The following is a 23,976-nucleotide window of genomic DNA, read 5'->3' as shown; positions in this document are numbered from 1 at the left end:
TCAAAAACATAGATCAGCGATCGAGAATAGGTCAGGGATAAACGCTACAAACTGATACAGAGAAAACCAGCAAGCCCGCGCAAAAACGAAGACAGTAGCACGCTTGATCAGCTACCCCGACAAGGAGTCGTGAATGCCACTATGTCCCCCGACCAAGCTGCACCGTCTCATCCTGTGCACGCTGCCCTTGCTACTGCTGGGCTGTGTGTCCACCCCCGCCCCAATGCCTGCCGAACCGGACACCCGCCGCTTTGAAACCGCCGAATACCTTGCGCAAAAAGCCCTGCCTATCGTCAAGGCATCCTCCCTCTACGCACGGGGCGGCACCGGCCAAGGCGTGAGGGTTGCGCTGATCGACTCAGGCCTTAACCTTGAGTTGCCCGAGTTCAACGGGCGCGTGTACGACCCAGGCTATGACTTCGTGCGCCAGCAACCTGGCACCGTCGATGTCAAAGGCCACGGCACCCAGATGGCCGGTATTCTCGCCGCGAACAAGAATGACCAAGGCATGCATGGCATTGCCTTCAACGCCCAGCTGATTCCCATGCGCTTCGGTGATGACAAGGAGCCGTTCTACTTTGACAGCGAAATAGCCCAGGCCTGGGACCTCGCCTATTCCAAGGGCGCACGCATTTTCAGCAACTCATGGGCGAATCCCATTGAAGCCAACACCAACGAAGTGCCCATCTATGAACGCCTGATGGGTGACTCGTTGGCCGTCGCAAAAAAACGAGTGGCCGACGGCGCGGTGTTTGTTTTCTCAACGGGCAACGAGGTCAAGCGTGAGCCGCTGGCCGAGCCCGGCCTGCCTGCATTGGTGCCTGAACTCGAGAAGGGCTGGATAGCCGTCATGGCACTCAAGAACGACGGCACGGCCATCAATCTCAAGTCCAACTATTGCGGTCTGGCAGCGCGCTGGTGCATCGCGGTGCCCGGGGGGGACGGTGGCGCAGGGCTGTTGACCACCCAAAAGGACGGCAGCTACGGGCCCACCGCTGGCACCTCGCCGGCTGCCGCGTTGGTGAGTGGCGCGCTGGCGGCATTGCAAAGCCGTTTTCCGGAGATGACGCCGCAACAAATTCGTGAGCGCCTGCTCAGTACCGCGAATCGAACAGGCATCTATGCCAACAGCGAAGCCTATGGCCGCGGCCTGATGGACCTGGACGCAGCCTCTCGCCTGTAGCCGTGCTCCAAACAAACAACGCGCCATTGGGGCGCGTTGTTGGTGGAGGGCTTATCGCTGCTGATCAGCGATTCTGCACGCGCTCAATCGCTGTGTCATACACCGGATTGGCCTTCTGCTCCTTGGCCAACTGGTAGTGACGCAACGCATCGGCGAACTGCCCCGCCGCTTCGTAGATCCGCGCAATGTTGTAGTAGGCACCCGCACGCACCGTCGCAGCGTTTGCGCCGGTCGCCAGAGCGATGGCCTTGCGGTTGGCCCAGATAGACTCGGCAGTATTGCCGGCCTTCTGATACGCCAGGCCCAGGTTGCCGTAGGCCTTGCCGAAACCATTGTCCAACTCGATCGCCTGGCGGAAGAGGTCGATGGCCTGGTCGAGGTTACCCGCCTGGTAGGCCGCTTCACCTTGGACGTTCAGACGTTTAGCGTCGGTTTGTGCGGAAGAACTGACTACGACGGCGGTGACCGCCACGCTGTCGTCCAGCAACGGCTTGACTTCGTTCAGTACATTCGCGGCATTTACGGTCACACCGCTGAAGGTGTTGATGTCCTGGAAGTCGCCGCTGCCGGTCATGCGGAACACGGTCCACAGGTTGCCGCTACGGTTTTTCGGCACGTAATAGGTTCGCACCAGCGATTGGCCCATGTAGACAAACACTTTGGCTTCGCTGCTGGACAATTGGCGTGAGCCTGGATTGCCACCGTTGCTGAAGTCATGCACGGCATACACGTAGCTTTCGCCGTAGTGTTTTTTCTGCAGGGTGATGGTTTCCGGGCCGTAGCTGTCGGTGTCATCCACATCCAGCTCGGCGTCGGTGCCGTTCTTGTTCTCGAAGTAGATGTTATTGCCGGGGAAAATCATGTGGGAATCGAGGTCACGCGGCGTCTTGCCCCAGGTCAGCACCACACGCAGGCCGTCGAGGTTTTCCATCACCGGGCTGATGGCGTACGTCATGCCTGCGCACGGGCATTTCACCACCAGGTTGGAGTAGCCGGGCTTCTTGATGATCAGCAGATTGGTGGCGTCGTCAGCCGCTTCGCTGGTCAGCGTGACCTGGCCTTGGGCGTTGGTGCGGCCCACCACGTTTTGTGCGCCGTTACGCTGCAGCAGCACTTCGGCGTCAGCGATTTTCTGGTCCTTGACCACGGCACTGAGTACTTCAATCGGCAATTGCTCGGCCTGGGCCGAAAAAGCCATCGCACACAAAGACATCGCCGAGGCGACACGCAGCAAACCCATGCTTAACTCCCTTTAAGTAGTGGGCGAAATCGCCCTACAAGATTTTGCGGTGAAACATACGCTGAAATCAGGCCGCTGGCGGTTTTTTTGCGCAAAATGTGACGTGGTTTTTATCCCGCCTGCACACTGAAGCATTGCGCTACAATCAAACCTTGCCACCCAGGAGTACGCTGCAATGAGCGAACTGACGTTTGAGCAAAAACAGGATCATTACCACAAGATCCGCCGTTCCAATTACCTGGCCAGCCTGCGCCTGGAAGGGTTCGACACCCAACCGGCCGACGTCGACAAACCCCTGCCGACCCGCGAAGCCGTCCTCGCCAAGTACCGCAACACCCCACGCTGATGCTCGACAAATATGGGGTGGGCCAGGACCCGTACTGCTACCCCGGTAGCAGCGTCCTGCGCAACCGCCTCGACCTGCTCGACGATGCGCGCCTGCACCAGGCCGAGCGGGAGTTGTCCGAAATCGCCGTAGGCAGCCTCCCCCTGTTCCCACCGCCCTACGACCTAGACCGCCTGCAACATATCCACCGCACCCTGTTCGGCGATATCTACGACTGGGCCGGTGAGTTACGCAGCGTCAACATCCAGAAAGGCGACACCTTGTTCTGCACCCCGGAACGCATTCCACCGGAGGCGGCTAAAATCGTCCGGCACATGGAAGAGGCGAACTGGTATGTCGGCGCGAGTCAGGCCGAGTTGGTCAGGCAGATTGCCGAAGCCTACGGCGACCTCAACGTCATCCACCCTTTCCGCGAAGGCAATGGCCGGGCGCAGCGGATTCTGTTTGAACAGATCATCGTGAATGCGGGATTTTCGGTGAACTGGTGGTTGGTGAAACACGCGGCGTGGGTACCGGCGAATATTGACGCGGTGGCGTGTGACTACCGGGGGCTGGAGTCGATTTTTGAGCGGTGTGTGAGTCGGCCTGTCGGTGCTTGAGCGAAATTACAAACGGTTAGATCTTACGACGATTCAACATGCCTGCGACTACGTCGCATCAGGCAACATTTCCATACCCGGCACACCGTCTCGCGGGCACGCCGACTCCCACATTTGCTCAGTTTTGCCTGTTGAGTCGCTGCCAAGCCACAAATGCCGGAAACCGTTGTAAGAAACCTCCACGCACTACGACATCCTCTTCCCAAACTGCACAAAACAGCCGCTCACCCCCCTATAGAAATTACCCACAGCTGAATGAAAATAGCGCTCTCACCACTGTCTCGGCAAAAACACCGTGAACATAGAAAAGACTCAATACATCAGCCAATACGGGATCACCTTCATAGTGGGCCGCTTCACCGTGATGCCCCGCGACCACAATGCACGCGCTGCTCTTGGCTTGCTAGATGCAAAGACTTCAGCGTTCATGCCTCTCAATGCACGTGCATTTAAATGAACCATAGTGAATGGCTTTACCTACAAGCAGCGCTGTTCTTTGCCCTCCATCTACTCCTGTATTTCAAAATCACTGTCTGCACGCTCAGAAAGCGTTTCGCCGCGACCTTCATCGTAACGGGGTTAGTCCTGTTGTTGTGGCGACCCCATGTGGCCATCCTCAACATCCAGCTCCTACCTCTGGCCCTAATCTTGATAGGCTTGGCACTCTTCATCACTCGCAACAAATTCCGCCACAGGCGCATTAAGCCCTCTCAACTACTCCTGCGTGCCCCCACCATGAACCTCGCCCCCAACCTCCCCGAAGACCCCGTCATGCAGCAACTCCTGCAACTGCTGCATGAAGAAATCGGCCTGCCGAAACACAAGACGATCCGCCTGCAAACCTCACTCAACTTCGACCTCGGCTGTGACGGCAGCGACGCCAAGCAACTGATGGAAGCGCTGGAACAGGCATTTGCCCTCGACCTGGGCGACTACGACACTTATCGTTACTTCAACCCGCCGGTGTTCGATGTGTTCCTCAAACGCCGGTCCAAGGGGCGCGGCGAAAAAGTGCCGCTCACCATCGGCATGCTTTACCTGGCCATCAAGACCCACAGCTGGGACACGCAGACGCTGGAAAACCTGAGCTGACACGCCGCCCCTTGCAAGCCGGGCGCCTACAGGAAATCAAGCCTTCAAAGGACCTTACATGGACGTAACAATGGGCCTGCTGGCTGCCCTGCTCTGGGGCGGCACGGATTTTCTCGTGGGTCTCAACGCCCGCGCCGTAGGCGTTAAACGTGCGGTTTACTTCGGGCAAGCGTTGGGGCTCCTGATCATGACCCTGCTGCTGGTCATGCTTCCAAGCTTCCTGTTCAAGTCGCTCGAGGCCCCACTGAGCGCCTGGCTGTTGGGCATCGCTGCGGCCTTGCTCACCGTGTCCGGCGCCCTCGCCCTGTCCAAGGCCTTCGCATTGGGCAAGGCCGCCATCGTGGCGCCGCTGGTGACGTCCTACGGCGTCGTCACCACACTGCTGTCCTGGGCCAGTGGCGAACACATCAACCTGACGCAACTGGGCTGCATCGCCCTGTGCGTCATCGGCGTGACCCTTTCCAGCCTCCACAAGGACAACGGCGTCCCCCACAACAACCCACGCCTGTCCATCGCCTACGCCATGCTTGCCGCCTTGCTGTACGGCACCAGCTTCTGGCTGCAGGGCCGCTACACACTGCCGGCGCTGGGGCCGATCACCATGCTGTGGCTGGGTTACCTGGTGGGCCTGTGCGTACTGGTGGTGATGGTGCTGAAGATCAAGGACGGCCTGAAAATCCCACCGCTGAAAAACTGCGCGACGTTGACGGGGGCGAGCTTGATGAACCTGGGTGGGTTCTCGGCGTTCTCGTGGGGCGCTATGGCGGGGTCGGTTTCAGTGGTGACGGTGATCAGCACGTTGTCGGGCGGGATTGCGGCGATTCTGGGCTTTGTGTTTTTCAAGGAACGGTTGTCGGCGGTGCAAGCGCTGGGGGTTGTGCTGGTACTGGTCGGCGCCGTGGTCTTGCATATCGCCGACTAAAATTGCGCCCACAAAAAAGCCGCCCACTAGGGGCGGCTTTTTCACAACGCTCGAAGCTTACAACTTAGGACCCGCAGCCTTGATCGCATCGCTCACTTCAAACTTCTTGAAGTTTTCGATGAACAGGCCGGCCAGCGCCTTCGCCGCTTCGTCGTAGGCTGCCTTGTCGGCCCAGGTATTACGTGGGTTCAACAGGCCAGTCTCGACGCCTGGTACAGCCAGCGGTACGTCGAGGTTGATGGTGTCGAGGTGTTCGGTTTCTGCACCGATCAACGCGCCGCTCTGGATCGCTGCGATCACGCCGCGAGTGGTCGGGATGTTGAAGCGCTTGCCGACGCCGTAGCCGCCGCCGGTCCAGCCGGTGTTGACCAGGTAGACCTTGGAGCCGAAGCCACGGATGCGCTTGATCAGCAGCTCAGCGTATTCGCCAGCCGGACGCGGGAAGAACGGTGCGCCGAAGCAGGTGGAGAAGGTCGACTTGATGCCGCCGCCGGAACCCATTTCGGTCGAACCCACCAGTGCGGTGTAGCCGGACAGGAAGTGGTAGGCCGCTTGTTCTTCGCTGAGGATCGACACGGGCGGCAGTACGCCGGTCAGGTCGCAGGTCAGGAAGATCACAGCGTTTGGCTCGCCGCCCAGGTTCTTCTCTGAACGCTTGGCAACGTGCTCAAGTGGGTAGGCCGCGCGGCTGTTCTGGGTCAGGCTGACGTTGGTGTAGTCGGCGTGCTTGGCGTCGTCGATCACGACGTTTTCCAGCACCGCGCCGTGCTTGATGGCTTTCCAGATGACCGGCTCGTTCTTCTCGGACAGGTCGATGCACTTGGCATAGCAACCGCCTTCGATGTTGAACACCACGCCTTCACCCCAGCCGTGTTCGTCGTCACCGATCAGGTAACGGCTCTCGTCGGCGGACAGGGTGGTCTTGCCAGTGCCCGACAGGCCGAAGAACAAGGTCACGTCGCCTGCTTCGCCAATGTTGGCGGCGCAGTGCATTGGCAGTACGTCGGAAGCCGGCAGCAGGAAGTTCTGCACCGAGAACATGGCTTTCTTCATCTCACCGGCGTAACGCATGCCGGCGATCAGGACTTTTTTCTGTGCGAAGTTGAGGATCACGCAACCGTCGGAGTTGGTACCGTCACGCTCTGGCACGCATTCGAAATTGGCCACGTTGAGCACTTGCCACTCTTCACGACCGGCCGGGTTGTACTGGGCCGGGTTGATGAACAGGCAACGACCGAACAGGTTCTGCCACGCAGTCTGGGTGGTCATTTTCACGGCCAGGTAGTGGTCTTCGGCAGCCCCTACGTGAACATGGGAAACGAAATGCTCTTGCGCGTTGTTGAACGCCTCGACGCGCGCCCACAGGGCATCGAACTTGTCGGCCGGGAACTTGCGGTTGATCGGGCCCCAGGCAATGGAGTCCTGGGTGGAAGGCTCTTCAACGATGAAACGGTCGACTGGCGAACGGCCGGTACGATGACCGGTTTCGACAACCAGCGCGCCAGTATCGGCAAGCACGCCTTCACCGCGCTGCAGGGCTTCTTTGACCAGATCGTCAACACTCAGATCGGTGTATACGGCGTTATTGGCTTGCGTCATGAGGTTCCCCGTCGGCCTATGGCCGAGTGCTCCAAACGTTTTGTAGTAGAAAGTTGCGCACTACTACCGCGAAAAAAGTGGGCCGGATTATGCCAGAAAAGCCCAAAAAGAGTAGGGCCCTCCCGTCAGAACAGCGCTAATCCGGCATTTGTCAGGTGATTCACCTGTGCTTAAACGTTTTAGTGGCGGGTGTCGGAAGGGGTGTCGATGCCTGCACCGGCGAACAATTGGGCTACATCAGCCGCGTCGAACAGATAGCGCTGGTTGCAGAACTGGCAGTCGATCTCGATATGGCCACCATGCTCCACGACCAATTCCTGCGCATCTTCCAGGCCCAGGCTAGCCAACGCGTTCGCCGAGCGCTCGCGGGAGCAGCTGCAATGAAAGCGCAGGCCCTGTGCGTCGAACAGCCGCACGGCTTCTTCGTGGTACAGACGGTGCAGGATGGTTTCGTTGTCCAGGCCCAGCAGCTCTTCAGCCGTCAGGGTGCCGGCCAGGGCGGTCAGCTTGCGCCAGCTGTCGGTGCGTTCATCGTCATCCTTGATGCGGTCGGCCGGCAATTGCTGCAACAGCAGGCCACGGGCGCGCTTGCCGTCGGCGTTGAGCCAGAACTTGGTGCCCACCTGCTGGGACATCACGAAATAGTTGGTGAAGCAGTCCGACAGGGTTTCGCCGTCCAGATCGACGATACCCTGGTAGCGCTGGCCTTCAGTCGGATCGACGGTAATCGCCAGCACGCCGTTGGCCATCAGGTCGGACAAGGTCGCGTCCGGAGCAATCTGATCGGCGTCGTAACGGGCCAGCCCACGGATTTCACGCTCGCTGGAGCATTCGATCATCAGCATCGGCACTGGCCCTTCGGAGCGTGCCTGCAGGATCAGCAAACCGTCGAACTTCATGGTGCCTACCAGCAACGCTGCCGCCGCCATCAACTCGCCGAGCAGTTGTGCGACCGGCTCCGGATAGGGGTGCTTGGCGAGGACTTCGGCATAGCTGCGCTCCAGCGAGACCAGTTCGCCGCGGGCGTCGGTCTCGTCGAAGATGAAGCGTTGGGTGAAGTCGGTATCCGGTAGATCAGTCATAGGTCTGGGTATCTGAATTGATGACAAATTGATTACAAGGTTTATAGAATTAAACGCTTTAGCACCATATTGGTGCGGCTTTCTCCTGGAAACAGAGAGCTTCATAGAGCGAAGAGGGACAGTTTATGAACAATCCGGGTTTGTTCCAAGCCAAGTGGAACCTCCGGCGATGGGCTCTTTGCAATCTACTCGCTATCGGACTGCTGTGTTTTTGGCTGTGGCCCACGGGCCAGATGCTGTGTGTGATTTTCGACGAGTGGCTGTTTCACCTGCTCAATGATCCGCTGGCGACCAACTCGACATGGTTGCATGTGTGGGCTGTAGCCAGCTTGCGACCTTTTGATGCAGTGGTCGGGGTGATTCTGCTGGCGCTGCTGATTCGCGGTGACTGGGTGTTCAAGGCCGTGCAGGTGCGCCAGGCTTTGTTAGGTTTTATCGGGGTTCTGCTGCTGTTGTTGTTTATCCGCATGCTGTTTTCCAAACTCGCGGCGCAGATGGGCTGGCAACACAGCAGCCCGTCGATGGTGATCAGCGGGGCGATCCAGATGAGCGACTACTTCCCGGGGCTGGAGAAGACGTGGGAGTTGAAGGACCGTTCGAGCCAGAGCTTCCCGGGGGATCATGCTTCGGTCTTGTTGATCTGGGGCATGTTCATGACAGTGTTCGCCCAACGGATTGGCCAGGTGCTGGTGATCTGGGGTCTGGCGCTGCTGTTCATGATGCCGCGCCTGGTGGCCGGCGCCCATTGGGGGCAGGACGACTACATCGGCGGTGTGTTGTTGGCGCTATTGGCGCTGGGGTGGGGGTATTACACGCCGTTCGCGGCGAAGGTGTCGGCGGGGTTGCTGCGGCTCACGGCGCCGGTGTTCGGGCTGGCTGCACGCCTACCAATCGTCGGGCGAATGAGCGTCGTTAGAACTGCGCAATAATTTGTGGTGAGCGAGCTTGCTCGCGCTGGGCTGCGGAGCGGCCTCAAAAAGCGGGAGCGCTGCGCACTCCAGCGCGGGACAAGTCCGCTCACCACAAAGGCTCATTCGACTCAGGCTAGTCGTCATTGCCGCTGCCGCGAAACTTGAACAGATCGCGGCGCTGTTTCTTGCTCGGTTTGCCATCGGTGGTCATACCGGTGGCGCCCGCTTTGCGCATGGCCGCCGCATTTTCGCGCTTGGCGATACTGGCCTCGGTCTCTGTGTACAGCGCCTGGGCTTCAGGCGCTCCACGACGAACGATGGAAAGCGCCTGAACCACGACAGTCTTTTCGTCAAAGCCGGTACGAATCTGCAACTCATCACCGACACGTGGCTCTTTGCCTGGCTTGCAGCGCTCGCCACGATGATGCACCTTGCCGCTCTCGATAGCGGCCTTCGCCAGGGCACGGGTTTTATAGAAACGCGCCGCCCATAGCCACTTGTCCAGACGGACCTTTTCTTCCTCTTCCTGCTTTTGAGCCACTTGAATTCCTCGCTCTGAAAAATGTCGCAACTTTACCGTTGAAACCCTTCGACGCATAAACCCCAAGGCTCACCTAAGATACGCCAGGTAGCACCCTGTTTTTGCGAGGATATGCTGTGACCGAATTCCCCCTTTCACTCACCTCGCCCAACCAGCGCTGCGTGGGTTGCCAGCAAAGCGAGCCCCTCGGGTTCGATTTTGCATTCGCTTACCAGCCTATCGTAGACCTGCGGGATCATTCGATCTTTGCCCACGAGGCGCTGGTGCGTGGCACCCACGGCGAAGGGGCACTGTCGGTGCTCGACCAGGTCAACGAAAGCAACCGCTACCGCTTCGACCAACGCTGTCGAACCCAGGCGATTGCCGGGGCAGCAGCCCTGGGCATGCAAACCCACCTTTCGATCAACTTCATGCCCAATGCCGTGTACCGTCCGGAATTGTGCATCCGTAGTACCCTGGAGGCGGCTCGCGCGCATAATTTTCCGTTGAACCAGCTGATTTTCGAGACCCTCGAAAGCGAGCACGTAGATAACTATCGCCATTTGACGAATATTCTGCGTGAATACCGCGAATTCGGCTTCAAGACCGCCATCGACGATTTCGGCGCGGGCTATTCGGGGCTGAACCTGCTGGCCGATTTCCAACCTGACTTGATCAAACTCGACATGGCGCTGATTCGCGATGTCGATCAGGATCGTGTTCGTCAGGTCATCGTCCAGGGGATTGTCACAATCTGTGAGCAGTTGGGGGTTACTGTCATCGCCGAAGGCATCGAAAGTGCCGGCGAGCGTGACTTCCTGTCCGACTGCGGAATTTTTCTGATGCAGGGCTATTGGTTCGCCAAGCCTGCATTCAAGGCCCTGGCCGAGGTTTCCCCTCAGGCCTGGGCGAATTGATCGGTTACCCATATTGAAGACATTTGACCATTTGACCGTTGTGGGTCTGCGTGAGTGGGTGGCACTCCCCGACCTGGGGGTGGCAGGCCTGCGCGCAAAGATCGACACCGGCGCCAGCACCTCAAGCCTGCACGCCACCGATATCGAGCCGTTTGAGCGCGACGGTGAGCAGTGGGTGCGTTTTACTGCGCACCTGGGCAGCGTGGTGCAACTGCGTCACCGTCGCTGCGAAGCACCCCTGGTGACGATGAAAACCATCAAGAGCTCCAACGGCCATGCGCAGGTGCGCTACGTCATCAGCACCACGCTGGCGCTGGGGGATCGGGTATGGCGGGTGGAATTCACCCTGGCCTGCCGCAAAGCCATGCGTTACCGCTTGTTGCTGGGTTCCAAAGCCTTGATTGACGGCCAGTTGGTGGTCAATCCCGGCATCAAGTACGTTCAAGACAAGCCGGTGTTCCCGGTCTCTACTATTTCTGCCCCAGGTGCTGCATGAAGATTGCTGTGCTGTCGCGAAACCCGCGTCTGTATTCCACCCGCCGCCTGGTTGAGGCCGGCACCGAACGTGGCCACGAAATGGTGGTGATCGACACGTTGCGTGCCTATATGAACATTGCCAGCCACAAGCCGCAGATCCACTACCGGGGCAAGCCGCTGGAGGGGTTTGATGCGGTGATCCCCCGTATCGGTGCTTCGGTGACGTTCTATGGCTGCGCAGTGTTGCGCCAGTTTGAAATGATGGGGGTGTTTCCCCTTAACGAATCGGTTGCCATTGCTCGCTCGCGAGACAAGTTGCGCTCGTTGCAGCTGCTGTCGCGCCGCGGGATCGGCCTGCCCGTGACCGGCTTTGCCCACTCCCCCGACGATATCCCCGACCTGATCGACATGGTCAATGGCGCACCGCTGGTGATCAAGGTGCTGGAAGGCACCCAAGGTATCGGCGTAGTGCTGTGTGAAACCGCGACAGCGGCGGAGTCCGTGATCGAGGCATTCATGGGCCTCAAGCAGAACATCATGGTGCAGGAATACATCAAGGAAGCCGGCGGTGCGGATATCCGCTGCTTCGTGGTGGGCGACAAGGTGATTGCGGCGATGAAGCGCCAGGCCAAGCCGGGTGAGTTCCGCTCCAACCTGCACCGTGGCGGCAGCGCCAGCCTGATCAAGATCACCCCGGAAGAGCGCATGACCGCATTGCGAGCAGCCAAGGTGATGGGGTTGGCCGTGGCGGGCGTGGATATCCTGCGATCCAACCATGGGCCGCTGGTGATGGAGGTGAACTCATCGCCGGGCCTGGAAGGGATTGAGACCACCACCGGCAAGGATGTCGCGGGGATCATCATTCAGCATTTGGAGAAGAATGGTGGGCCGAATATGACCCGGACCAAGGGCAAGGGCTGATACAGCACGGCGTTTGAAACACCGAACAGCCAATGTGGGAGCGGGGTTGCTGTGGTGGGGGGGGGTGTCCCCGGCTGGGGGCACCCCGGTCCAATGGGACTGCTACGCAGTCCGGCGCGGGGCAAGCCCGCTCACCACAGCAAGCCCGCTCCCAACTATGGCCTACGTTCTTGCTTAGACCGCGTCTCGGGGTAGCATCAGCCCAAGCGGCAAGCGTACCCGCGCTTCAAGGCCACCCTCTTCGCGATTACGCAGCTCAACATTGCCGCCATGCATCGAGGCAATCCGCCGCACAATCGCCAACCCCAGGCCGGTCCCCTTGCCACCCCGGGCACGGTCGCCACGGGTAAAGGGGTTGAAGATGCCTTCCAACTCATCCGGGTCGATGCCTGCGCCACGGTCCATCACGCTCAGCACCACATACGGCGCAGCGCTGTCGCCAGACACATACGCCGCCACTTCCACATCGGAACCGGCGTGGTGCAGGGCGTTGCCGATCAGGTTGTTCAACAGGCGCTTCATCGAAACCCGACGCAACGCAAACGGCTGGATCGGCTCCAGGCGCATGCGCACCTGTTCACCGTTCTGGTTGTAGGGCGCCACCACCTCTCGCACCAGGTCGGTCAGGTCGACTTCTTCCACCACTTCATCGCGGCCATCGCGGATGAACGCCAGGAACTGGTCGAGAATCGCGTCCATGTCCTCAATGTCGCGAACCATGTCATCGGTGAGGTCGGTATGGCTGCCCATCAACTCCAGCGACAAGCGCAGTCGCGTCAACGGGGTACGTAAGTCGTGGGACACCCCCGCCAGCATCAGCTCGCGCTCGCGGCCGGCCTGTTCGACGTCCTCCGCCATCTGGTTGAACGCGCCGTACACCTCGGTCATCTCACTGGGCGTATCGCTGACGGGCAGGCGCACGCTACGGCCCTGGCCCAGTTGGCGGGCGGCAAACACAAGGCGTTTGAGCGGCTGATTGAGCTGGCGCACGAAGATCCACGCCGATGCGGTTGAAAGCAGCCCAATCGCCAGGAACCAGCCCAACACGTTCCAAATTTTCTGCCCGCGCAGCGGGTGCGGGTAAAGCGGCACCTTGATCCAGGCATCTCCCAGGCTCGGCGCCCTCACCCACAGTGCAGGCGAAACATGCATGCGCAGGCGAACTTCGGTGTCCTCTCCAAGTTCATCGCGCATCTGGCGCTGGTAGATCTCACTGTAAGGCCAATGCTGCTCGCCTTCCGGCACACCGGCCCCCTGGACGCGAATCAACGTCGACGCCTTCGCCACCTTTTCGCGGTTCTCAGGGTCTACGGCCCAGTAGGCGCGCAAGGTCAAGGCGACACCATGGGCATATTGTCGATCCACCAGTACGTCCTCGTTCATCAACAGATAAACCAGCGTGAGGGCCTTGGAAAACAGAACGACGATCAGCACCAGCCAAAGGGTGCGGGAGAAGAAACTTTGCGGGAACCACAGCGGGGTTTTCATAGAAGACAGCTAGACACCTTGCAGGAACGAGCGGCGCTCGCAGAATTGCAGACGCCGGGCATCCCGTCGACCCTCATGGAGTCAAACACCGGGAGTCCCGCCCCTGCAAATCATCGGTCAACTGGTTTTATTGCCATCCGGCACAAACACATAACCCACGCCCCAGACCGTCTGGATGTACCGCGGCTTGGACGGATCCGGCTCGATCATCCGGCGCAGACGGGAAATCTGCACGTCGATGGAACGCTCCAAGGCATCCCATTCCCGGCCACGGGCCAGGTTCATCAGCTTGTCGCGGGTCAGCGGTTGGCGAGCGTTCATCACCAGCGCCTTGAGCACGGCGAATTCGCCGGTGGTCAGCATGTGCACTTCATCGCCACGCTTGAGCTCGCGGGTCGCCAGCGACAGTTCGTAGTCGCCAAAGGTGACGCTTTCGTCTTCGCTGCCCGGCGCGCCCGGAACCGGCGGTGCCTGGCGACGCAGTACGGCTTTGACCCGTGCCATCAACTCGTCAGGGTTGAACGGCTTGGCCAGGTAGTCATCGGCGCCCAGCTCGAGGCCCTTGATGCGGCTCAGCTCGTCGCCCTTGGCGGTGAGCATGATGATTGGAATCTGGTTATTCGCGCCGCGCAGGCGTTTGCAGGCGGTCAGGCCGTCTTCGCCGGGCAGCATCAGGTCGAGTACGACCAGGTTGAATACTTCACGCCCCAGCAGGCGGTCCATCTGCTCGGTGTTCGGCACCGCGCGGGCACGGTAGCCCTTGGAGTTGAAGAAACGCTCCAGCAGGCTGCTCAGCCCCGGATCGTCATCAACGATGAGAATTTTTTCGCCTTCAGCAGTTTGTGCAGTGCTGCTCATTGGATGCTCCTCTTATCTCGGCGCGCATTATGGCCTAGCTGCCGTTATACGCACCGTGTGCATTGTTAGCAGATTTTTCCTCTACCGCCAGCGAACCCGCGCCCTACAACCGTTGGCGCAATCCCCCTCAAGGACAGAACGCTGGTTATAATGCGCCGCCGCCGTGCAGGGCAACGTCAGATCGTTACTGCTTGCTGCCGGGGCTTTTTTTACCCGCGTGTCGTGATTTTTTAGGTTTCGAGGGTCAATAGGCTGCCTCTTGACCCAGGCAGCGGCGCCAGTCGGGCCGCTCAACCAGCCTCCCAAGGCCTTGTTTTCCGGGCCTGCGAGCTGCTTTTCAGAATTTCAGGTGGTTTTATGGACAGCATCAACAGCCGCATCGCCGAGGAACTCGGTGTACGCCCACAACAGGTCGAAGCGGCCGTCGCTCTACTGGATGAAGGCTCCACGGTGCCCTTCATCGCCCGTTACCGTAAAGAAGTGACCGGCAGCCTCGACGACACCCAACTGCGTCACCTGGAAGAGCGCCTGCGCTACCTGCGAGAACTCGACGAACGGCGCATCAGCATCCTCGCCAGCATCGAGGAACAAGGCAAGTTGACCCCGCAACTCGAGCGCGACATCAAGCTCGCCGACACCAAGACCCGCCTCGAAGACCTTTACCTGCCGTACAAACAGAAGCGCCGCACCAAGGGCCAGATCGCCCTGGAAGCCGGCCTGGGCGAGCTGGCGGACGGCCTGTTCAACGACCCTTCGCTGACCCCGGAAGCCGAAGCCGCACGCTTCATCGACGCCGAAAAAGGCGTCGCCGACGTCAAGGCGGCCCTCGAAGGCGCCAAGTACATCCTCATGGAGCGCTTCGCCGAAGACGCCAGCCTGTTGGAAAAACTGCGCAACTACCTGAAGCAGGAAGCCATTCTCAGTGCCCGCGTCATCGCCGGCAAAGAGGAAGAAGGCGCCAAGTTCCGCGATTACTTCGAACATGACGAGCCGCTCAAGAGCATGCCGTCCCACCGCGCGCTGGCCATTTTCCGTGGCCGCAACGAGGGCATTCTCAGCTCTGCACTGAAGGTCGGCGACGAATTGCCGGGCACCATGCACCCGTGCGAAGGCATGATCGGGCAACAATTCGGCATCCAGAACCAGAACCGTCCTGCGGACAAGTGGCTGGGTGAAGTGGTGCGCTGGACCTGGAAGGTCAAGCTCTACACCCACCTGGAAACCGACCTGCTGGGTGAGTTGCGCGACGGCGCCGAAACCGAGGCGATCAACGTGTTCGCCCACAACCTGCACGACCTGCTGCTGGCCGCCCCGGCCGGCCCGCGCGCGACCCTGGGCCTCGACCCCGGCCTGCGCACTGGCTGCAAGGTTGCCGTGGTCGACTCCACCGGCAAGCTGCTGGACCACGCCACTGTGTATCCGCATGTGCCGCACAACAAGTGGGACCAGACCCTGGCGATTCTCGCCGCCCTGTGCGCCAAGCACGCGGTGGACCTGATCGCCATCGGCAACGGCACCGCCAGCCGCGAGACCGACAAGCTGGCCGCCGAGCTGATCAAAAAGTACCCAGCCATGAAGATGACCAAGGTCATGGTCTCCGAGGCCGGTGCTTCGGTGTATTCGGCGTCGGAACTGGCGTCCAAGGAATTCCCGGACCTCGACGTGTCGATCCGTGGCGCGGTGTCCATCGCCCGCCGCCTGCAGGACCCGCTGGCCGAACTGGTGAAGATCGACCCTAAATCCATTGGCGTCGGCCAGTACCAGCACGACGTGTCGCAACTGAAACTGGCGCGTGGCCTGGATGCGGTCGTGGAAGACTGCGTAAACGCCGTCGGCGTCGACGTGAACACCGCCTCCGTGGCGCTGCTGGCGCGTATTTCCGGCCTCAACGCCACCCTGGCGCAGAACATTGTCAGCCACCGTGATGAAAACGGCGCGTTCAAGACCCGTGCAGCGCTGAAAAAAGTCGCACGCCTGGGTGAAAAAACCTTCGAACAAGCCGCCGGCTTCCTACGCGTGATGAACGGCGATAACCCGCTGGACGCCTCGGCGGTTCACCCGGAAGCCTATCCGCTGGTGCAACGCATCGCCGCCGAGACTGACCGCGACATCCGCTCGCTGATCGGCGACGCCGCGTTCCTCAAGCGCCTGGATCCCAAGAAGTACACCGACGAAACCTTCGGTGTGCCGACCATCACCGACATCCTGCAAGAGCTGGAAAAACCTGGCCGCGACCCACGTCCCGAGTTCAAGACCGCCGAGTTCCAGGACGGTGTCGAAGACCTCAAGGACCTGCAACTGGGCATGATCCTGGAAGGTGTGGTCACCAACGTGACCAACTTCGGCGCGTTTGTGGACATCGGCGTGCATCAGGACGGTTTGGTGCATATCTCTGCGCTTTCGGAGAAATTCATCAAGGACCCACGGGAAGCGGTTAAAGCCGGTGACGTGGTCAAGGTCAAGGTCATGGAAGTCGACATCCCACGCAAACGCGTCGGCCTGTCGATGCGCATGAGCGACACCCCTGGCGAGAAAATCGACGGTGCCCGTGGCGCACGCCCAGGCTCGGCGCCGCGCCAGTCGCAAAACCATGCACCGCGCAAGGAAACCGCCACGGCAGCCCCAAGCAACAACGCCATGGCCTCGCTGTTCGCCAACGCCAAACAGTTGAAGAAACGTTGATGGAAATCCCGGCCGGCTTGACCCATAGCGCGTTCAGCGAACTGATCGGCTGCCGCCTGCAACGCCTTGAGGAAGGCGTCGCCGAGGTGGCCCTGACCCTGGAGCCGCAACTGCGCAACCGCGCGGGCAAGCTCCATGGTGGGGCGATTTTCAGCCTGGTGGACATTACGATGGGGCTGGCCTGTTCCAGCTCCCATGGTTTCGACCAGCAGAGCGCGACCATCGAGTGCAAGATCAACTACATCCGTGCCGTGTCTGACGGAGACGTGCTGTGCACCAGCCGGGTAATTCATGCGGGCCGCCGCACCCTGGTGGTCGAGGCAGACGTGTACCAGGAAGAAAGACTTGTCGCAAAAGCACAGGGCACCTTCGCTGTCCTATAGCTCCCCACCCTCGATTTGAGTTAATTTCGGCGCTGCGACAACAGCGTCGGAATTTTCTTGCCACGCTATAGCCCAATTCATGGAGTGAAGTAGGCTTTTTAAAGGCGGGTCAAATCGACTCAAAACCAGGCGATAACGCCAGTTTCAACTTCACCCTTGTAGACCGTCCTGCCCACCCCCATATTGGGGCGACTGACGCGTGAAGGAATCCAACTTGAGCGAACTTCTCAACCGCCGCCTGGCCCTGCTCGGCAAGCGCGAACACCTCTCCCTGCTAGAGCAGTGCTTGCACGGCATCGAGCGCGAATGCCTGCGTGTCACCAGTGAGGGTCGACTGGCGCAAACGCCGCACCCGGAAGCCCTGGGCGCCGCGTTGACCCATGAACAGATCACCACCGACTACTCGGAATCGCTGCTGGAGTTCATCACTCCCGCCCTGCCCAACCCGGCCGATACCCTGAGCAGCCTGGACAAGATCCACCGCTTTGCCTACACCAAGCTCGGCAGCGAATACCTGTGGAGCCCCTCAATGCCGTGCCCGTTGCCGGCCGAAGAAGATATTCCGATTGCCTACTACGGCACCTCCAATATCGGCCAGCTCAAGTACGTGTACCGCAAGGGCCTGGCCCTGCGTTACGGCAAGACCATGCAATGCATCGCCGGCATCCACTACAACTTTTCCCTGCCGGAAGCGTTGTGGCCATTGCTCAAGGAGACTGAAGGTTTCGTCGGCACCGACCGCGACTACCAGTCCACCGCGTATATCGCGTTGATCCGTAATTTCCGTCGCTACAGCTGGCTGTTGATGTACCTGTTCGGTGCCTCCCCAGCGCTGGACGCCGGCTTCCTGCGCGGTCGTTCGCACCAGCTGGAAGTCTTGGACGCCGACACCCTGTACCTGCCGTATGCCACCAGCCTGCGCATGAGCGACCTGGGTTACCAGAGCAACGCCCAGGCCGGCCTCACGCCGTGCTACAACGACTTGAGCAGCTACACCGACAGCCTGCGCGAAGCGGTGGCAACGCCCTACGCGCCGTACGTCGAAGTCGGCACCCACAAGGATGGTGAGTGGGTGCAGCTCAACACCAACATCCTGCAGATCGAAAACGAGTACTACTCCAACATCCGCCCCAAGCGTGTGACCTACACCGGCGAGCGGCCGATCCAGGCGCTGATGGCCCGTGGTATCCAGTACATCGAAGTGCGCTGCCTGGACATCAACCCGTTCCTGCCGATGGGCATCGACCTGCCGGAATCGCGTTTCCTCGACGCCTTCCTGCTGTACTGCGCGCTGAACGACAGTCCGCTGTTCGCCGACAACGAGTGCGGCAACGCCACGTCCAACTTCCTCAGCGTGGTCAAGGAAGGCCGCCGTCCAGGCCTGCAATTGCAGCGCCAAGGCCAGGCGGTGGACATGAAGGAATGGGCTGCCGAGCTGCTGGAACAGATTGCACCGCTGGCTGCCTTGCTGGATGAGAGCCAGGGCATTACCGAGCACAGCCAGGCGCTGGACGCTCAGATGGCCAAGGTCAAGGACCCGTCCCTGACACCCTCGGCCCAAGTGCTGGCGGCGATGGCCGAGCGCAAAGAAAGTTTTGCGCAGTTCTCCCTGCACCAGAGCCAGTTGCACGCCGAGCATTTCCGTAAGGAGCCGTTGCCGGCTGAAGAGCAGGCGCGCTTTGAGGAGCTGGCACGGACCTCGCTGGCGCAGCAAGCTGAGTTGGAGCAGAACGAAGTGGGCGATTTCGATGTGTTTGTTGGGTCGTACCAGGCCAGCATTCTCGCCATCAGCAACTAAAGCCTTACGCGGCCCCCTATGGGAGCTGGCTTGCCCGCGATAGCATCAGCTCGGTCTATCTGGAATACCGAGTTGTGTGCATCGCAGGCAAGCCAGCTCCCACAGTTGCTCCCCTCAGCCTGAGGACCGAATTCCACTTTTCTTCTCATAAGCTAATTCGAAAATGTTATTTATTTTCGGATTCTTAGATCATTTAGTCTCCTCACACGCCGACCCTCGGCCGCCTGATTGAGGAGCTTCCCCTTGAAACTGCTAATCCCTCTGCGCCTCTTGGCCGCATTGTCCCTGGCCGGTGCCAGCCTGTTTGCCCAGGCGGCGGATGTGACCATCGCTTACCAGACCACCGTGGACCCGGCCAAAGTCGCCCAGGCCGATGGCGCCTATGAAAAAGCCACCAACGCCAAGATTGACTGGCGCAAATTCGACAATGGCGCCGACATCATCGCCGCCATCGCTTCCGGCGACGTACAGATCGGCTACCTCGGTTCCAGCCCGCTGACCGCTGCCATCACCCGCAAAGTGCCGGTGGAAACCTTCCTCGTCGCCACCCAGATCGGCGGCGCCGAAGCCCTGGTGGCGCGCAACGGTTCGGGGATCAACAGCCCGCAGGACCTGATCGGCAAGAAAATCGCCGTGCCGTTCGTGTCCACCGGGCACTACAGCCTGCTGGCCGCGCTGAAGCACTGGAACATCGACCCGGCCAAAGTGACCATCCTCAACCTCGCGCCACCGGCCATCATCGCCGCCTGGAAGCGTGGCGATATCGACGCGACTTACGTGTGGGACCCCGCCCTGGGCGTCGCCAAGGAGAACGGCAAGGTGCTGATAACCTCCGGCGAACTGGCCAAGTTCGGCGCGCCGACCTTCGATGCCTGGATCGTGCGTAAGGACTTCGCCGAGAAGCACCCGGAAATCGTCACCGCGTTCGCCAAAGTCACCCTGGACGCCTACGCCGCTTACCGCAAAGACCCACAAGCCTGGCTCGCCGACAAAGGCAACGTCGACAAACTGGTCAAGCTCTCCGGCGCCAAGGCCAGTGACATCCCCTTGCTGCTGCGAGGCAACGTCTACCCGCTGGCCGCTGACCAGGTGACCCTGCTGGGCGCACCGACTACCAAGGCCGTGACCGATACCGCAGCGTTCCTGAAGGAACAAGGCAAGGTCGAAGCCGTGCTGCCGGATTACGCCCCTTACGTCAGCGCCAAGTTCATTACTAACTGATCAGGAGTTCATTGCGATGGCCTTGCTACAGCTGGAGCGCATCAGCGCACAGTACCCAGGCGCCACAGAACCGGTACTGTCCGACATCTCACTCGACCTGGGGCCCCAGCAATTGCTGGTGGCCCTCGGTCCGTCCGGCAGTGGCAAGACTTCGCTGTTGAACCTGATTGCCGGCTTTGTCGAACCGTCTGCCGGGCGCATCACCCTCGATGGCGTGCCGGTCAAAGGCCCCAGCGCCGAGCGCGGCGTGGTGTTCCAGGACGACGCCCTGCTGCCCTGGCAGGACGTGCTGGCCAATGTCGGCTTCGGCCTGGAGCTGGCCGGCGTGCCCAAGGCACAACGCGAAGTGCGCGCCCGGGAAATGCTCGCGCTGGTCGACCTGGCCGGTTTCGACAGCCGCCGCATCTGGCAGCTTTCCGGCGGCCAGAAGCAGCGTGTCGGCCTAGCCCGCGCCCTGGCAGCCGACCCTCGTGTGTTGCTGATGGATGAACCCTTCGGCGCCCTCGATGCCTTCACCCGCGAACAGATGCAGGAGCTGCTGCTGCAAGTCTGGCGGCGCACGGCCAAGCCGGTGTTCCTGATTACCCACGACATCGAAGAGGCGGTATTTCTCGCCACCGACCTGATCCTGCTGGCGCCCAACCCCGGCCAGATCGTCGAACGCCTGAGCCTGGACTTCGGCCAACGCTACGCCGCCGGTGAGTCGGCGCGGGCGATCAAGTCCGACCCGCGTTTTATCGAAACCCGCGAACACGTGCTGGGCAAAGTGTTCTCCCAACGGCAGGTGTCCGCATGAGCAGCTACGAACTCCCCGCCACCGTCACTAAACCGGTCGCGCACACGGTCATCCCGGTACGTCGCAGCCTGAGCACGCGCTGGATCAGCCTGCTGACCCTGGTCGCCTTGCTGGTGATCTGGTGGGCCGTGACCGCCACCGGTTTGATCGAACCGCTGTTCCTGCCGCCGCCGTCCGCCGTGCTGCAAAAAGGCTGGCTGCTGGCGACCACGGGCTACATGGATTCCACTCTCTGGCAGCACCTGGGCGCGAGCCTCAGCCGTATCGGCCTGGGCCTGGGCTTTGCGGTGCTGACCGCCGTGCCGGTGGGAATTGCCATCGGTTCCAATCGTATTGCCCGGGGTGTACTCGACCCGCTGATCGAGTTCTACCGGCCGATCCCGCCGCTCGCCTACCTGCCGCTGATCGTGATCTGGTGCGGCATTGGCGAGCTGTCCAAGGTGCTGCTGATTTACCTGGCGATCTTTGCGCCGATAGCCATCGCCACCGCCACGGGTGTGCGCACAGTCGACCCGGCCAAGCTGCGCGCTGCGCAGTCGCTGGGCGCCACCCGCGCGCAGCTGATTCGCCATGTGATCCTGCCGAGCGCCCTGCCCGACATCCTCACCGGCGTGCGCATCGGGCTGGGTGTGGGCTGGTCGACGTTGGTCGCCGCCGAGCTGATCGCCGCCACCAGCGGCTTGGGCTTCATGGTGCAATCGGCGGCGCAGTTTCTGGTCACCGACGTGGTGGTGCTGGGGATCCTGGTCATCGCCCTGATCGCCTTCGCCATGGAAATGGGCTTGCGGGCCCTGCAGCGTAAATGGGTGCCGTGGCATGGCCAGGCACATTGAGTGAGAACAGCATGAGCAGCCTGACCGTTACCCCATTAAGCACCGCCCTGGGCGCCCAGATCAGTGGCGTCGATATCACCCAGCCGCTGAACCTCGAACAACGCGACGCCATCGAACAGGCGTTGCTCACCCATTCAGTGCTGTTCTTCCGCGACCAAGACATCAACCCGCAACAACAGGCGCGGTTCGCGGCGAATTTCGGTGACCTGCACATTCACCCGATCTACCCCAACGTGCCGGAACAGCCTGAAGTGTTGATCCTCGACACCGACGTCACCGACGTGCGTGACAACGCCGTGTGGCACACCGACGTGACCTTCCTGCCCACCCCGGCGCTCGGCGCGGTGCTCAGCGCCAAGCTGCTGCCGGCGTTTGGCGGCGATACGCTGTGGGCCAGTGGCATTGCGGCGTATGAGGCGTTGTCCGAGCCGTTAAAACGCTTGCTCGATGGGCTTACCGCCACCCACGACTTCACCAAATCCTTCCCGCTGGAGCGTTTTGGCAACACCGTCGAAGACCTGGCGCGGTGGGAAGAAACCCGCAAGAAGAACCCACCGCTGTCCCACCCGGTGGTGCGTACGCATCCGGTGAGTGGGCGCAAGTCGCTGTTTGTGAGTGATGGGTTTACCACCAAGATCAATGAGCTCGAGCCGGCGGAGAGTGAAGCGATCCTGAAGCTCTTGTTCGCCCACGCGACACGTCCGGAGTTCACCATCCGCTGGCGCTGGCAGGAAAACGATGTGGCGTTCTGGGATAACCGCGTGACGCAGCATTACGCCGTGGACGACTACCGGCCGCAGCGGCGGGTGATGCATCGCGCGACGATCCTGGGGGATGTGCCGTTCTAGCTCTCAAACACACTGAAAATCACTGTGGGAGCTGGCTTGCCTGCGATAGCGGTGAGTCAGCAACAGATTCATTAGCTGACACACCGCTATCGCGGGCAAGCCCGGCTCCCACATTGACCGGGCTACGCCAGGTTACTCAGCAGTAGACGGCTTTTCCCACAGGTTGATCCCGCCTTCCTGGGCAAACCGATCGATCTCCGCCAGTTCTTCCACGCTAAAGCTCAAGTTCTTCAACGCACCGACGTTTTCGATGATCTGCTCCGGCCGGCTCGCACCGATCAGTGCACTGGTCACTCGTGGGTCACGCAGGGTCCAGGCCAATGCCAGTTGCGCCAGGCTCTGGCCCCGGCGCTGGGCGATTTCATTCAGTGCACGCACGTGGGCGATGTTGGCTTCGGACAGGTGCTTGGCCTGCAACGAACCACCCCCCGGACGATTCACCCGCGCATCCGCCGGCACGCCGTTGAGGTACTTGTCGGTCAGCAGCCCTTGAGCCAGCGGTGTGAACGCAATCACCCCGGCACCGAGTTCTTCGGTGGTGTCCAGCAGGTCTTTTTCCACCCAGCGGTTGAGCAGGTTGTAGGCCGGCTGGTGAATCAGCAGCGGCACTTTCCACTCTTTGAGCAGGGCGGCGATTTCGCGGGTTTTTACCCCTGAGTAGGACGAGATACCGATGTACAACGCCTTGCCTTGTTGTACGGCAGTGGCGAGGGCGCTGGCGGTTTCTTCCAGGGGGGTGTCGGCGTCAAAACGGTGGGAATAGAAGATATCCACATAGTCGACACCCAGGCGTTGCAGGCTCTGGTCGAGGCTGGCCAGCACGTATTTGCGCGAGCCACCGCCCTGGCCGTAAGGACCGGGCCACATGTCCCAGCCCGCCTTGCTGGAGATGATCAGTTCATCGCGGTAGTGCTTGAAGTCTTCGCGCAGCAAACGGCCAAAGTTGATCTCGGCGCTGCCGTACGGTGGGCCGTAGTTGTTGGCCAGGTCGAAGTGGTTGATGCCCAGGTCGAACGCGGTGCGCAGCAAGGCGCGCTGGGTGTCGATCGGGGTGCTGTCGCCAAAGTTGTGCCACAGGCCCAGGGACAGTGCAGGCAGCACCAACCCACTGCGGCCTACGCGGCGATACGGGATAGATTCATAGCGGTTTTCGGCAGCAATGTAAGTCATCGAATCCTCTCTTGGACGTAGGCAAATAAGGCCCGGGAATAACGATATTCCCAGGCCTTTTAACCAGCTGAATCGCTTAAGTCTGCCTTT

Annotated in this window: 23 protein-coding genes; 16 read left to right on the top strand and 7 right to left on the bottom strand. The window is 60.7% G+C overall.

The features are described 5' to 3' along the window. Positions 1-133: 133 nt before the first annotated feature. Positions 134-1,183: a S8 family peptidase gene (locus KUA23_RS01310; protein ID WP_346356365.1), complete on the top strand. Its 1,050-nt coding sequence runs from the start codon at positions 134-136 to the stop codon at positions 1,181-1,183. Between the two features lie 64 nt (positions 1,184-1,247). Here the strand turns inward: KUA23_RS01310 and KUA23_RS01305 are convergent, their stop codons facing one another. Further along, positions 1,248-2,423: a tetratricopeptide repeat protein gene (locus tag KUA23_RS01305; protein ID WP_252993338.1), complete on the bottom strand. Its 1,176-nt coding sequence runs from the start codon at positions 2,421-2,423 to the stop codon at positions 1,248-1,250. A 175-nt stretch (positions 2,424-2,598) separates the two neighbouring features. On the opposite strand from KUA23_RS01305, the gene KUA23_RS01300 reads away from it, so the two are divergent. The 4 genes from KUA23_RS01300 to KUA23_RS01285 all read left to right on the top strand — a co-directional run bounded on the left by KUA23_RS01300 (position 2,599) and on the right by KUA23_RS01285 (position 5,382). Then, a complete protein-coding gene (locus KUA23_RS01300; RefSeq protein ID WP_003236014.1) occupies positions 2,599-2,769 on the top strand; it encodes a YhfG family protein in 171 nt (56 codons plus the stop codon). Continuing rightward, positions 2,769-3,368, top strand: a complete 600-nt coding sequence (locus KUA23_RS01295; protein ID WP_078046392.1) for a putative adenosine monophosphate-protein transferase Fic — start codon at positions 2,769-2,771, stop codon at positions 3,366-3,368. The genes KUA23_RS01300 and KUA23_RS01295 overlap by 1 nt, the downstream gene beginning before the upstream one ends. Positions 3,369-4,103: 735 nt before the next feature. Then, on the top strand, positions 4,104-4,460 hold the full coding sequence (locus tag KUA23_RS01290; protein ID WP_078046390.1) for a DUF1493 family protein: 357 nt from the start codon (positions 4,104-4,106) through the stop codon (positions 4,458-4,460). 58 nt (positions 4,461-4,518) lie between these two features. Next, entirely contained in the window at positions 4,519-5,382 is an 864-nt protein-coding gene (locus KUA23_RS01285) for a DMT family transporter (protein WP_223204486.1), read from the top strand. A gap of 57 nt (positions 5,383-5,439) precedes the next feature. Here the strand turns inward: KUA23_RS01285 and KUA23_RS01280 are convergent, their stop codons facing one another. Together KUA23_RS01280 and hslO are read right to left on the bottom strand one after the other, a co-directional pair. Then, the gene (locus tag KUA23_RS01280) at positions 5,440-6,981 is read right to left on the bottom strand and encodes a phosphoenolpyruvate carboxykinase (protein ID WP_078046388.1); all 1,542 of its coding nucleotides are present in this window, start codon (positions 6,979-6,981) and stop codon (positions 5,440-5,442) included. A gap of 179 nt (positions 6,982-7,160) precedes the next feature. After that, the gene (hslO, locus tag KUA23_RS01275) at positions 7,161-8,063 is read right to left on the bottom strand and encodes an Hsp33 family molecular chaperone HslO (RefSeq protein WP_078046387.1); all 903 of its coding nucleotides are present in this window, start codon (positions 8,061-8,063) and stop codon (positions 7,161-7,163) included. A gap of 125 nt (positions 8,064-8,188) precedes the next feature. On the opposite strand from hslO, the gene KUA23_RS01270 reads away from it, so the two are divergent. Continuing rightward, a complete protein-coding gene (locus tag KUA23_RS01270) occupies positions 8,189-8,992 on the top strand; it encodes a phosphatase PAP2 family protein (protein ID WP_100491742.1) in 804 nt (267 codons plus the stop codon). A 115-nt stretch (positions 8,993-9,107) separates the two neighbouring features. On the opposite strand, the gene KUA23_RS01265 is transcribed toward KUA23_RS01270, so the two are convergent. After that, on the bottom strand, positions 9,108-9,515 hold the full coding sequence (locus KUA23_RS01265) for an RNA-binding S4 domain-containing protein (protein WP_078046385.1): 408 nt from the start codon (positions 9,513-9,515) through the stop codon (positions 9,108-9,110). A 116-nt stretch (positions 9,516-9,631) separates the two neighbouring features. Here KUA23_RS01265 and rimA point away from each other — a divergent pair, with 116 nt between their 5' ends. From rimA to rimK, 3 genes are read left to right on the top strand one after another with little or no spacing between them, the layout of a single operon-like run. After that, entirely contained in the window at positions 9,632-10,411 is a 780-nt protein-coding gene (gene rimA / locus KUA23_RS01260) for a S6 modification regulatory phosphodiesterase RimA (protein WP_099491419.1), read from the top strand. A 13-nt stretch (positions 10,412-10,424) separates the two neighbouring features. Further along, entirely contained in the window at positions 10,425-10,907 is a 483-nt protein-coding gene (rimB, locus tag KUA23_RS01255) for a retropepsin-like aspartic endopeptidase RimB (RefSeq protein ID WP_078046383.1), read from the top strand. After that, complete coding sequence (rimK, locus tag KUA23_RS01250) at positions 10,904-11,809, top strand: 30S ribosomal protein S6--L-glutamate ligase (protein WP_025855543.1); 906 nt, start codon at positions 10,904-10,906, stop codon at positions 11,807-11,809. Before rimB ends, rimK begins: the two co-directional genes overlap by 4 nt. Before the next feature lie 174 nt (positions 11,810-11,983). On the opposite strand, the gene KUA23_RS01245 is transcribed toward rimK, so the two are convergent. Together KUA23_RS01245 and ompR are read right to left on the bottom strand one after the other, a co-directional pair. Then, positions 11,984-13,297 (bottom strand): ATP-binding protein, encoded by a 1,314-nt coding sequence (locus KUA23_RS01245; protein ID WP_078046382.1) that lies wholly within the window; start codon positions 13,295-13,297, stop codon positions 11,984-11,986. 117 nt (positions 13,298-13,414) lie between these two features. Further along, a complete protein-coding gene (ompR, locus tag KUA23_RS01240; protein ID WP_016979041.1) occupies positions 13,415-14,155 on the bottom strand; it encodes an osmolarity response regulator transcription factor OmpR in 741 nt (246 codons plus the stop codon). A gap of 357 nt (positions 14,156-14,512) precedes the next feature. On the opposite strand from ompR, the gene KUA23_RS01235 reads away from it, so the two are divergent. The 7 genes from KUA23_RS01235 to tauD all read left to right on the top strand — a co-directional run bounded on the left by KUA23_RS01235 (position 14,513) and on the right by tauD (position 22,716). Further along, positions 14,513-16,837 (top strand): Tex family protein, encoded by a 2,325-nt coding sequence (locus KUA23_RS01235; RefSeq protein WP_099491421.1) that lies wholly within the window; start codon positions 14,513-14,515, stop codon positions 16,835-16,837. Then, positions 16,837-17,220 carry a PaaI family thioesterase gene (locus KUA23_RS01230; protein ID WP_078046380.1) on the top strand — a complete coding sequence of 128 codons (384 nt, stop codon included), beginning with the start codon at positions 16,837-16,839 and terminating at the stop codon, positions 17,218-17,220. Before KUA23_RS01235 ends, KUA23_RS01230 begins: the two co-directional genes overlap by 1 nt. 214 nt (positions 17,221-17,434) lie before the next feature. Next, a complete protein-coding gene (gshA, locus tag KUA23_RS01225) occupies positions 17,435-19,018 on the top strand; it encodes a glutamate--cysteine ligase (RefSeq protein ID WP_078046379.1) in 1,584 nt (527 codons plus the stop codon). 243 nt (positions 19,019-19,261) lie between these two features. Then, the gene (gene tauA / locus KUA23_RS01220; protein ID WP_252993337.1) at positions 19,262-20,239 is read left to right on the top strand and encodes a taurine ABC transporter substrate-binding protein; all 978 of its coding nucleotides are present in this window, start codon (positions 19,262-19,264) and stop codon (positions 20,237-20,239) included. A 16-nt stretch (positions 20,240-20,255) separates the two neighbouring features. Continuing rightward, positions 20,256-21,035, top strand: coding sequence for a taurine ABC transporter ATP-binding subunit (gene tauB, locus KUA23_RS01215; protein WP_078046377.1), 780 nt, complete (start codon positions 20,256-20,258; stop codon positions 21,033-21,035). Then, on the top strand, positions 21,032-21,868 hold the full coding sequence (tauC, locus tag KUA23_RS01210) for a taurine ABC transporter permease TauC (protein ID WP_078046376.1): 837 nt from the start codon (positions 21,032-21,034) through the stop codon (positions 21,866-21,868). The genes tauB and tauC overlap by 4 nt, the downstream gene beginning before the upstream one ends. 11 nt (positions 21,869-21,879) lie before the next feature. After that, on the top strand, positions 21,880-22,716 hold the full coding sequence (tauD, locus tag KUA23_RS01205; RefSeq protein ID WP_252993336.1) for a taurine dioxygenase: 837 nt from the start codon (positions 21,880-21,882) through the stop codon (positions 22,714-22,716). 132 nt (positions 22,717-22,848) lie between these two features. On the opposite strand, the gene mgrA is transcribed toward tauD, so the two are convergent. Continuing rightward, a complete protein-coding gene (gene mgrA / locus KUA23_RS01200) occupies positions 22,849-23,886 on the bottom strand; it encodes an L-glyceraldehyde 3-phosphate reductase (RefSeq protein ID WP_078046374.1) in 1,038 nt (345 codons plus the stop codon). Between the last annotated feature and the right edge of the window lie 90 nt (positions 23,887-23,976).

It is taken from the genome of Pseudomonas pergaminensis (assembly GCF_024112395.2).
Lineage (GTDB): Bacteria > Pseudomonadota > Gammaproteobacteria > Pseudomonadales > Pseudomonadaceae > Aquipseudomonas > Aquipseudomonas pergaminensis.
This window is presented reverse-complemented; position numbering and strand designations above follow the sequence as displayed.

Coding starts and splice junctions, on each gene's coding strand:
- KUA23_RS01300 (WP_003236014.1), top strand. CDS start 2,599: ATGAGCGAACTGACGTTTGAGCAAAAACAGGATCATTACCACAAGATC.
- KUA23_RS01230 (WP_078046380.1), top strand. CDS start 16,837: ATGGAAATCCCGGCCGGCTTGACCCATAGCGCGTTCAGCGAACTGATC.
- tauD (WP_252993336.1), top strand. CDS start 21,880: ATGAGCAGCCTGACCGTTACCCCATTAAGCACCGCCCTGGGCGCCCAG.
- tauB (WP_078046377.1), top strand. CDS start 20,256: ATGGCCTTGCTACAGCTGGAGCGCATCAGCGCACAGTACCCAGGCGCC.
- KUA23_RS01290 (WP_078046390.1), top strand. CDS start 4,104: ATGAACCTCGCCCCCAACCTCCCCGAAGACCCCGTCATGCAGCAACTC.
- tauC (WP_078046376.1), top strand. CDS start 21,032: ATGAGCAGCTACGAACTCCCCGCCACCGTCACTAAACCGGTCGCGCAC.
- KUA23_RS01280 (WP_078046388.1), bottom strand. CDS start 6,981: ATGACGCAAGCCAATAACGCCGTATACACCGATCTGAGTGTTGACGAT.
- ompR (WP_016979041.1), bottom strand. CDS start 14,155: ATGAGCAGCACTGCACAAACTGCTGAAGGCGAAAAAATTCTCATCGTT.
- mgrA (WP_078046374.1), bottom strand. CDS start 23,886: ATGACTTACATTGCTGCCGAAAACCGCTATGAATCTATCCCGTATCGC.
- KUA23_RS01295 (WP_078046392.1), top strand. CDS start 2,769: ATGCTCGACAAATATGGGGTGGGCCAGGACCCGTACTGCTACCCCGGT.
- KUA23_RS01270 (WP_100491742.1), top strand. CDS start 8,189: ATGAACAATCCGGGTTTGTTCCAAGCCAAGTGGAACCTCCGGCGATGG.
- rimK (WP_025855543.1), top strand. CDS start 10,904: ATGAAGATTGCTGTGCTGTCGCGAAACCCGCGTCTGTATTCCACCCGC.
- KUA23_RS01285 (WP_223204486.1), top strand. CDS start 4,519: ATGGACGTAACAATGGGCCTGCTGGCTGCCCTGCTCTGGGGCGGCACG.
- KUA23_RS01310 (WP_346356365.1), top strand. CDS start 134: ATGCCACTATGTCCCCCGACCAAGCTGCACCGTCTCATCCTGTGCACG.
- KUA23_RS01235 (WP_099491421.1), top strand. CDS start 14,513: ATGGACAGCATCAACAGCCGCATCGCCGAGGAACTCGGTGTACGCCCA.
- hslO (WP_078046387.1), bottom strand. CDS start 8,063: ATGACTGATCTACCGGATACCGACTTCACCCAACGCTTCATCTTCGAC.
- KUA23_RS01245 (WP_078046382.1), bottom strand. CDS start 13,297: ATGAAAACCCCGCTGTGGTTCCCGCAAAGTTTCTTCTCCCGCACCCTT.
- KUA23_RS01305 (WP_252993338.1), bottom strand. CDS start 2,423: ATGGGTTTGCTGCGTGTCGCCTCGGCGATGTCTTTGTGTGCGATGGCT.